Source organism: Streptomyces sp. NPDC107654 (assembly GCF_055639035.1).
This window is the reverse complement of sequence record NZ_JBVKBI010000007.1, coordinates 368,812-375,503: the sequence shown is the minus strand read 5'-3', so window position 1 is coordinate 375,503 and position 6,692 is coordinate 368,812. Positions and strand designations below refer to the sequence as shown.

At 70.2% G+C, this 6,692-nt stretch carries 8 protein-coding genes and 1 pseudogene; 2 read left to right on the top strand and 7 right to left on the bottom strand.

All coding sequences use genetic code 11. The features are described 5' to 3' along the window. Nucleotides 1-390: 390 nt before the first annotated feature. From ACZ7N4_RS16215 to ACZ7N4_RS16195, 5 genes are all read right to left on the bottom strand, one after another. Nucleotides 391-819, bottom strand: a complete 429-nt coding sequence (locus ACZ7N4_RS16215) for a PRC-barrel domain-containing protein (RefSeq protein WP_471358773.1) — start codon at nt 817-819, stop codon at nt 391-393. Between the two features lie 36 nt (nt 820-855). Then, complete coding sequence (locus tag ACZ7N4_RS16210) at nt 856-1,422, bottom strand: PRC-barrel domain-containing protein (RefSeq protein WP_471358771.1); 567 nt, start codon at nt 1,420-1,422, stop codon at nt 856-858. Beyond that, nucleotides 1,419-1,565: a hypothetical protein gene (locus ACZ7N4_RS16205; RefSeq protein ID WP_471358769.1), complete on the bottom strand. Its 147-nt coding sequence runs from the start codon at nt 1,563-1,565 to the stop codon at nt 1,419-1,421. Before ACZ7N4_RS16205 ends, ACZ7N4_RS16210 begins: the two co-directional genes overlap by 4 nt. A 231-nt stretch (nt 1,566-1,796) precedes the next feature. Then, nucleotides 1,797-2,021, bottom strand: a complete 225-nt coding sequence (locus tag ACZ7N4_RS16200; RefSeq protein ID WP_471358767.1) for a hypothetical protein — start codon at nt 2,019-2,021, stop codon at nt 1,797-1,799. 272 nt (nt 2,022-2,293) lie between these two features. Beyond that, complete coding sequence (locus ACZ7N4_RS16195) at nt 2,294-2,668, bottom strand: hypothetical protein (RefSeq protein WP_471358765.1); 375 nt, start codon at nt 2,666-2,668, stop codon at nt 2,294-2,296. 532 nt (nt 2,669-3,200) lie between these two features. Between ACZ7N4_RS16195 and ACZ7N4_RS16190 the strand changes: the two genes are divergently transcribed. Continuing rightward, a complete protein-coding gene (locus ACZ7N4_RS16190) occupies nt 3,201-3,605 on the top strand; it encodes a MerR family transcriptional regulator (protein WP_471358763.1) in 405 nt (134 codons plus the stop codon). A 147-nt stretch (nt 3,606-3,752) separates the two neighbouring features. Further along, a pseudogene (locus ACZ7N4_RS16185) lies at nt 3,753-4,618 on the top strand (SigB/SigF/SigG family RNA polymerase sigma factor). A 6-nt stretch (nt 4,619-4,624) separates the two neighbouring features. Here ACZ7N4_RS16185 and ACZ7N4_RS16180 read toward each other — a convergent pair. Next, entirely contained in the window at nt 4,625-5,083 is a 459-nt protein-coding gene (locus ACZ7N4_RS16180) for a response regulator (protein WP_471358762.1), read from the bottom strand. Beyond that, entirely contained in the window at nt 5,080-6,681 is a 1,602-nt protein-coding gene (locus tag ACZ7N4_RS16175; protein WP_471358826.1) for a sensor histidine kinase, read from the bottom strand. Before ACZ7N4_RS16175 ends, ACZ7N4_RS16180 begins: the two co-directional genes overlap by 4 nt. Nucleotides 6,682-6,692: the final 11 nt, after the last annotated feature.

Genomic DNA, 6,692 nt, shown 5'->3' with positions numbered 1-6,692 from the left:
TGAGTTCTCAAGGAACGGTCGCTTCCTTTGTACTCACCCTCTCGGGCTTTCCTCCGGGCGCTTCCCTTCGGTCTTGCGTTTCCGACTCTATCAGACCCTTTCGGCGTCCGATCCCCGGTCGGCGGGGTTTGTCTTCCCGGCTGTTGGGCCGTTCCGACGTCTCAAACCTTAGCGGATTCTTCCGGCTGCTCATAATCGAGCCGACGGAACTAATTCGCGCATGCGGACATGCTCGAATCCGTCCCACGGGAGACCCGCCAGCGGTTTGCTGCTGTTGCCTGAGCGGCGATGAAATCGCGCTGTCGAGCCGTTACGGCTCCGGGCAACCTGAGCATGATACGGAGCCCGCCGGCGGGCGTCAACCTCGGGCAGAACAGGGGCCTGGCGGGCTCAGATGGGTTCGGCGCGCACCACCGCGGCGTAGGAGCCGAGGCCCATCAGGCGTGCGCCGGCGATCTCGCCGAGGGCGGTGTACAGCGTGACGAGGCGGCCGGAGGCGGGGTCGAAGGCGACGTCCCTGACCGTGCCGTGCTCGACGCCGTGCTCGGTCAGTACCCGGCTCCCCAGGAGTCGGTGATGGGCGGGCACGCGGTCCTGCCCCTGCTCGGCCGTGACGCGTGAGTGGACTATCACCGCGTCCGGGCCCACCGCCTCCACAGCGCTCCACGCCAGTGCCTCGGCACGGTCGGCCGCCCCGGACAGCCGTACCGCGGCCACTGTGGCGTCGCGTGCGTCGACGGTCAGGTCGGCCACCTTGCCGACGGTGGTCGCGTCATCGGCTGTGATCACCGGTAGGCCGAAGGCCTGGGAGAAGAGCAACGCGGGTCCTCCTTCGTCGGGCGGAGCGGTGCCGGGTCAGCGGTGCCGCATGTGGGTGAGGAAGGCTTCGACCTGGGCGGCGAAGCTGGGCAGGTCGTCGGCGACGAAGCGCTGTGCCTGCGCCGGAACCACCAGGGCCTCACCGGAGACGGCCAGGGACTGGCCGCGGGGCACGAACACCTTGTGGTGCCGGCGGTCGAGCTTGTCGTAGGCGGCGACCTCGAAGCCGACCACCTGGCCGCTCGTCCCCGTCTCGATCACCACGTCGGCCACGGTGCCTATGTCGGTGCCCTCTTCGGTGAGGACCGGAGCTCCCAGGACTCGGCCGCGATCGGCTTCACCGCGTCCGACGACCGCGTCCCGGTCCTCGAAGAGGGCCGGGCTGACGATCATCACCGCCGACGGTCCGACCGCGTGCACGCGGGAGAAGGGAAGGCTCTGTTTCAGCGGGCCGGCCAGCAGGCCGCGCCCGCTCAGGGTGAAACCGGTGATCCGGCCGGCCGGTCCGTCGAAGACGACGTCCTTGATCTGTGCCACCGCCTCCCCGCCGAGTGTCACCACCACCCGGCCGGACAGGTCGGAGGCGAGTACGAGCGTGCTCACCGTCCGCCTCCCCGGCCGGCGCGCCCGCGGTTGACGGCGATCACCGTCCCCGATCGGCGTCGCGCCTGGACGAGGGTCGTCGCCCCGGCGAGCAATGCCACCACCGCGACGAGGGCGACCAGCCAGACCCACCACATCGTCATCCACCTCCCTGCCGCCGGTCACCCGTCGTGACCGACGATGCGCTCAGCGACCTCTCCGTGGTAACCGGTTGCCCTCCGTACCGGCGGACACGCCTGCACACCGCGCGGGATTCCGAGTGGGACACCGGTCGATCGAGTGTTCAACCGGGGTCGGCGGAAAGGTACTTGCGCTTGTCCTGGTCGGGCGCCTGGTCGGATGGGGGCGACCGCTTCGTCGGGTGCCGTCCGGGTTCACCTGTCGGGGCCGGGCCACGTCGTCACGAGTGCCTCCCCGTCCGGGAAGCGGGGGCCGCCTGCCATCGCCGTCTCCCGCGTGGTCTCGCCGTTGCGCCGGCGCACCTGCTCGGGGCCGCCGTCGCCGGGGCCGAACAGGCAGCGCACTCCGCCGCCGGCGGCGGTGATGGCGGTGAACGCCTTCCTGATGGTGGCCGACCGCGCGAACAGGCGGCCGGTCACCGTCGGGCAGGGTGATCCCCAGCGGCTCTACGACACGGGCCGGTGGCGCCTACTCCGCCGGACCCGTCAGTGTTCTGGCGAGGTCGCAGCTTTTCGCGGCCCTCGCCTGGGGGCTTCCCCGGCAGGACGGAAGCCGACCCGGTCCGCGGTCGGCGTCACGTGGAGGATCCGGATCGAGGAGATCGAACGCCGCCTCGCCACTACGTACGCGTACGGGCGGGCGGGGGCCCGCCCTCGCGAGTGCCGGGGCGGCGACAGGCTTCTCCCGGCTCCTACTGGTCGAAGTAGCTGAGATCGCCCACGGTCCAGGCGCTGACGTCCTTGATCGCGACTCGGTACATGCCGCCCGACTCCGGGATTCCGAGGCTGCCCTGCAGGATCCGGGCGAGATGGAAGTGCAGATGCGTGGGTGCCTCGTCACCACCGGGCCGGTTCCCCCGCGGGCTGCGGGCGAAGACGTCCGAGAACGGGCCGAGACGGTCCGAGTCCTTGAGGACCTCCGCCACCCGCTCCCGCCACACGGCCTCGGGAGCCAGTCGGCCGGTGATGACGGCACCGCCGACGACCACGGTCAGCGACATCTGATTGCTTCGCTCGGACTCCACCGCGGCGGAGATGGCGACGAGCAGCTCATCCGGGTTCGACATGACAGCAGAGCTTATTCGGCCCGGCCGTGCCGGCACCGCCCGCGGGGCGAGAAGGAGTGTGCGCGGGCGGCGGGGTGCGGCGCGCGAAGTGACCTCGCGGTGACCTGCGCGTTTGATGACGGCAGGGTTTCCGCTCCGCCGAACGAATGAAAACTGCTTTAGTCAGGGTAGATTTTCACTCCCAGCATGGGTATGGTTCTTCTCGTAGACACGGTCGAACGAGACCCGCCGAAGACGACGGGCGGGTGACTGACGGGTAGTCGGTCCCGAGTGGACCCGAGAGGAACGGAGGAGCAGACGCCATCAGGATCGCCCGGTCCGAGAAGCTCGGCCCGGGTACCGCAAGACCCCGGATTGGATGGTGGTCCCCGGTCACGCAGCTGCGATCCCCCGCTCCGCGCCCTGTCGGGCCGGCTGGCGGACACAGAAGGTCGGCATGGCGGTAGCCGCCGACAGATGGTGTTGAATTTCCTTCGGGGCCCTGGTGCCGTACGGCATCAGGGCCCCTCGACGCGTTGCACAGCGAGGTGACATGACATCGGACAACCCTCTGAACGATCGTCTTGACGACGACGACTACCCCGCGTACACGATGGGCCGGGCGGCCGAGATGCTCGGCACCACCCCCGCCTTCCTCCGGGCCATCGGGGAGGCCCGCCTGATCACCCCGCTCCGCTCGGAAGGGGGACACCGCCGGTACTCCCGCTATCAGCTGCGGATCGCCGCTCGCGCCCGCGAACTCGTCGACAAGGGAACCCCGATCGAGGCCGCGTGCCGCATCGTCATCCTTGAGGACCAGCTCGAGGAAGCGCAGCGCATCAACGCCGAGTACCGCCGCGCCGCCGGCGAATCGGCGGCCAGGTCCGGTTCCGGAACCGGTTCCGGATCGGGAGCCGGAGCCCGATTCGGTGCGGGAGCCGGGGCAGGAGCCGGCTGAGCGCTTGGGCGCGGACGGGTTCCCGGCCCGTCGGGTGCCCACGTGGTGGGGGGCTCTTTGTCGGGCACATGACGTCCCGTCGACCGGGTGGGCGCGGAATGACGACCTGCTCGCGAAAGCGGGTGCCGACGGCAGGGAGGGCCTGGGATGACGACGGTGCTCGTCGCTACGACGACCGGTTCCGGTACGGCTTCCGGTACGGAACTCCCGGCACTCCCCGGGATCGCGGATCCGCAGGAGGTCGTACCCCAGGAGCCCGCGAGCTGACCAGGACGTTCCTGGACCGGCTCGCCGTGCTGGAGGACGGGACGCACGAGTACCAGTACGCGCGCAACACCCTCATCGAGATGAACATGTCGTTGGTGCGCTTCGCCGCTCGGCGGTTCCGCGACAGCGATGAGGACATGGAGGACGTCGTCCAGGTCGGCACGATCGGTCTGCTCAAGGCGATCGACCGGTTCGAGGTCTCCCGCGAGGTGCAGTTCACCAGCTTCGCGGTGCCGTACGTCGTCGGCGAGATCAGGCGGTTCTTCCGGGACACGTCCTGGTCCGTGCACGTGCCGCGGCGGCTGCGGGAGGCGCGTGCCAAATTCGCCAAGGCGAGCGAGGAGCTGCGCAGCCGGCTGGGGCGTGCGCCGCGGGTCTCCGAGCCGGCCGCGCTGATGAACCTCACCGAGGAACAGGTCGTGGAGGTCCGGATCGCGGCGAACGGCTACCACTCCGCTTCCCTCGACGCCGCGATCACCGGTGACACCGACGACGCCGAGGCGGCCCTCTCCGCGTTCATAGGCGAGGAGGACGCCGCTCTCGAACTCGTGGAGGACTTCCACAGCCTCGCCCCGCTCGTCGCCGGTCCGGACGAGCGCGAACGGCGGATCCTGCACCTGAGGTTCGTCGAGGAGCGGACTCAGGCGGAGATCGGCGAGGAGCCGGGCGTCTCGCAGATGCACGTCTCGCGGCTCATCTCGCGCACCCTGACGCGGCTGCGCTCGGGGATGCTCGTCACCGGCTGACCCGCGTCACCTCTGCATGGGGTACGGACGGGGCAGGCGTACGACCGTCACGAAGAACTCGTCGATCTGGCGGACCGCGGCGATGAACTGGTCCAGGTCGACGGGCTTGGTGACGTAGGCGTTGGCGTGCAGCTTGTAGCTGCGCAGGATGTCCTCCTCGGCGGAGGACGTCGTCAGGACGACGACGGGGATGTGGGCGAGGTCCGGGTCGGACTTGATGCGCTCCAGGACCTGTCGGCCGTCGTACTTGGGCAGGTTGAGGTCCAGGAGGATCAGGTCGGGGGTCGGCGCCTGGGTGTGGGCGCCCCGGCGGTAGAGGAAGTCGAGGGCCTCCTCGCCGTCGCGTACGACGTGCAGGGTGTTGCCGATCTTGTTGTCCTCGAACGCCTCCCGGGTCATCAGCTCGTCGCCGGGGTCGTCTTCGACGAGGAGGACCTCGATGGGCTGGGCGCCGGGCGTGGTCATGCGGGTTGTCCTTCCGGGGTGGTGTGGGCGGGGGCCGCTCCCTCGGGTGAGGCGGGGACGCCGGCCGGGGTGGTGGGCAGGGTGAAGCAGAAGCGGGTGCCGCCCGTGTGGGTGGGGTCGATCCAGATGCGGCCGCCGTGGAACTCCACGATCTTCTTGCAGACGGCCAGGCCGATGCCCGTACCGCTGTAGGCGTCCCGGCCGTGCAGGCGCTGGAAGATGACGAAGACCTTCTCGGCGAACTCCTCCGGGATGCCGATCCCGTTGTCCGTCACGCTCAGCCGCCATGTGTCGCCGCCGGCGCCGGCGCCGCCTTCGGTGCCGGCTTCGGTCGCGGTTTCGGAGTCCCGCTCGCAGGTGATCTCGATGTGGGGGGTCCGGTCGAGGTGGCGGAACTTGATGGCGTTGCCGACCAGGTTCTGCCAGAGCATGACCAGCAGCATCGGGTCACCGGTGATCTCGGGCAGGTCGGCGGGGCGCTGGATGACGGCACCGGCCTCCTCGGCCGCCGCGGTGAGGTTGGCCACCGCCTTGTCCAGGGTCTGCCCCAGGGAGACGGGGACATGGGCGTCGTTGACCCGGCCGACCCGGGAGAAGGTGAGCAGGTCGTTGATGAGGGTCTGCATCCGCTTGGCGCCGTCCACGGCGAAGGCGATGTACTGCGTGCCGCGTTCGTCGAGCTTGTCGCCGTACCGCTTCTCCAGCAGCTGGCAGAAGGAGGCGACCTTGCGCAGCGGCTCCTGCAGGTCGTGCGAGGCGACGTAGGCGAACTGCTCCAGCTCGGCGTTGGACCGGCGCAGCTCCACCGCCTGGGCGTCCAGGTCGGCTGCCTGCCGGGCGAGGTGCTCGTGCTGGACGCGGGAGGCGTCGAGTTCCGTCACCAGGCGTCGGCGCATGGCTTCGACGTCGTTGGACATGGCCCGGATGTCGGCCGGCCCCTCCGCGGGGATGTGGCGCTGGAACTCGCCCTGGGCCACCCGGCGCGACGCGGTGCGCAGGCCGGTGAGGGGCCGGGCGACCAGGGTGTGCACCAGCACCGCCAGGATCACGGCGGTGATCAGGAAGGCGGCGACCATGCCGGCCAGCACCCAGTTCCGTACGGTGCGGATGTGGGACAGCTCGCTCCGGCTGTGGTCCCTGGCCTCGACCAGGTGCCTGTTCTGGGTGCCGAACAGGGCGCGGATGTGGTCGAAGGCCGCCTTGCCGCGTTCGGTGGTGGACTTGCCGGCCGGCCGTGGAGCGCCCGGGGAGACCCCCGCGATCAGGGGATCGGCGTACGTGCGGCGCCAGTCGGCCGCCGCGCGCTCGATGGTGTCCAGGTCCCGGCGCAGGACCGGCCGGTCACCGATGCGGCGCCGCAGCCGGACGGCGGAGTCCTTCTCGGCCTGACGTCCCTCGGTGTACGGCGTGAGGAACTGCCGGTCCGCGGCGAGGACGTAGCCGCGGGCGCCCGTCTCCTGGTTCAGCAGGGCGTTCTGCAGGCGGAGTGCCTCGGAGCGGGCCGGCTGGATGTCCTCGATCAACTGGTCGGAGACGCGCGCGGTCCGCGCCAGCAGCTCCGCGCCCACCACCGAGCCGGTCACCACGAGGGCGATCATCACAGCGAGCA

Bases quoted from the DNA above. Each gene is read 5' to 3' on its own strand.
- ACZ7N4_RS16205 (WP_471358769.1), bottom strand. From the start codon at position 1,565: ATGACGATGTGGTGGGTCTGGCTGGTCGCCCTCGTCGCGGTGGTGGCA.
- ACZ7N4_RS16195 (WP_471358765.1), bottom strand. From the start codon at position 2,668: ATGTCGAACCCGGATGAGCTGCTCGTCGCCATCTCCGCCGCGGTGGAG.
- ACZ7N4_RS16190 (WP_471358763.1), top strand. From the start codon at position 3,201: ATGACATCGGACAACCCTCTGAACGATCGTCTTGACGACGACGACTAC.
- ACZ7N4_RS16180 (WP_471358762.1), bottom strand. From the start codon at position 5,083: ATGACCACGCCCGGCGCCCAGCCCATCGAGGTCCTCCTCGTCGAAGAC.
- ACZ7N4_RS16175 (WP_471358826.1), bottom strand. From the start codon at position 6,681: ATGATCGCCCTCGTGGTGACCGGCTCGGTGGTGGGCGCGGAGCTGCTG.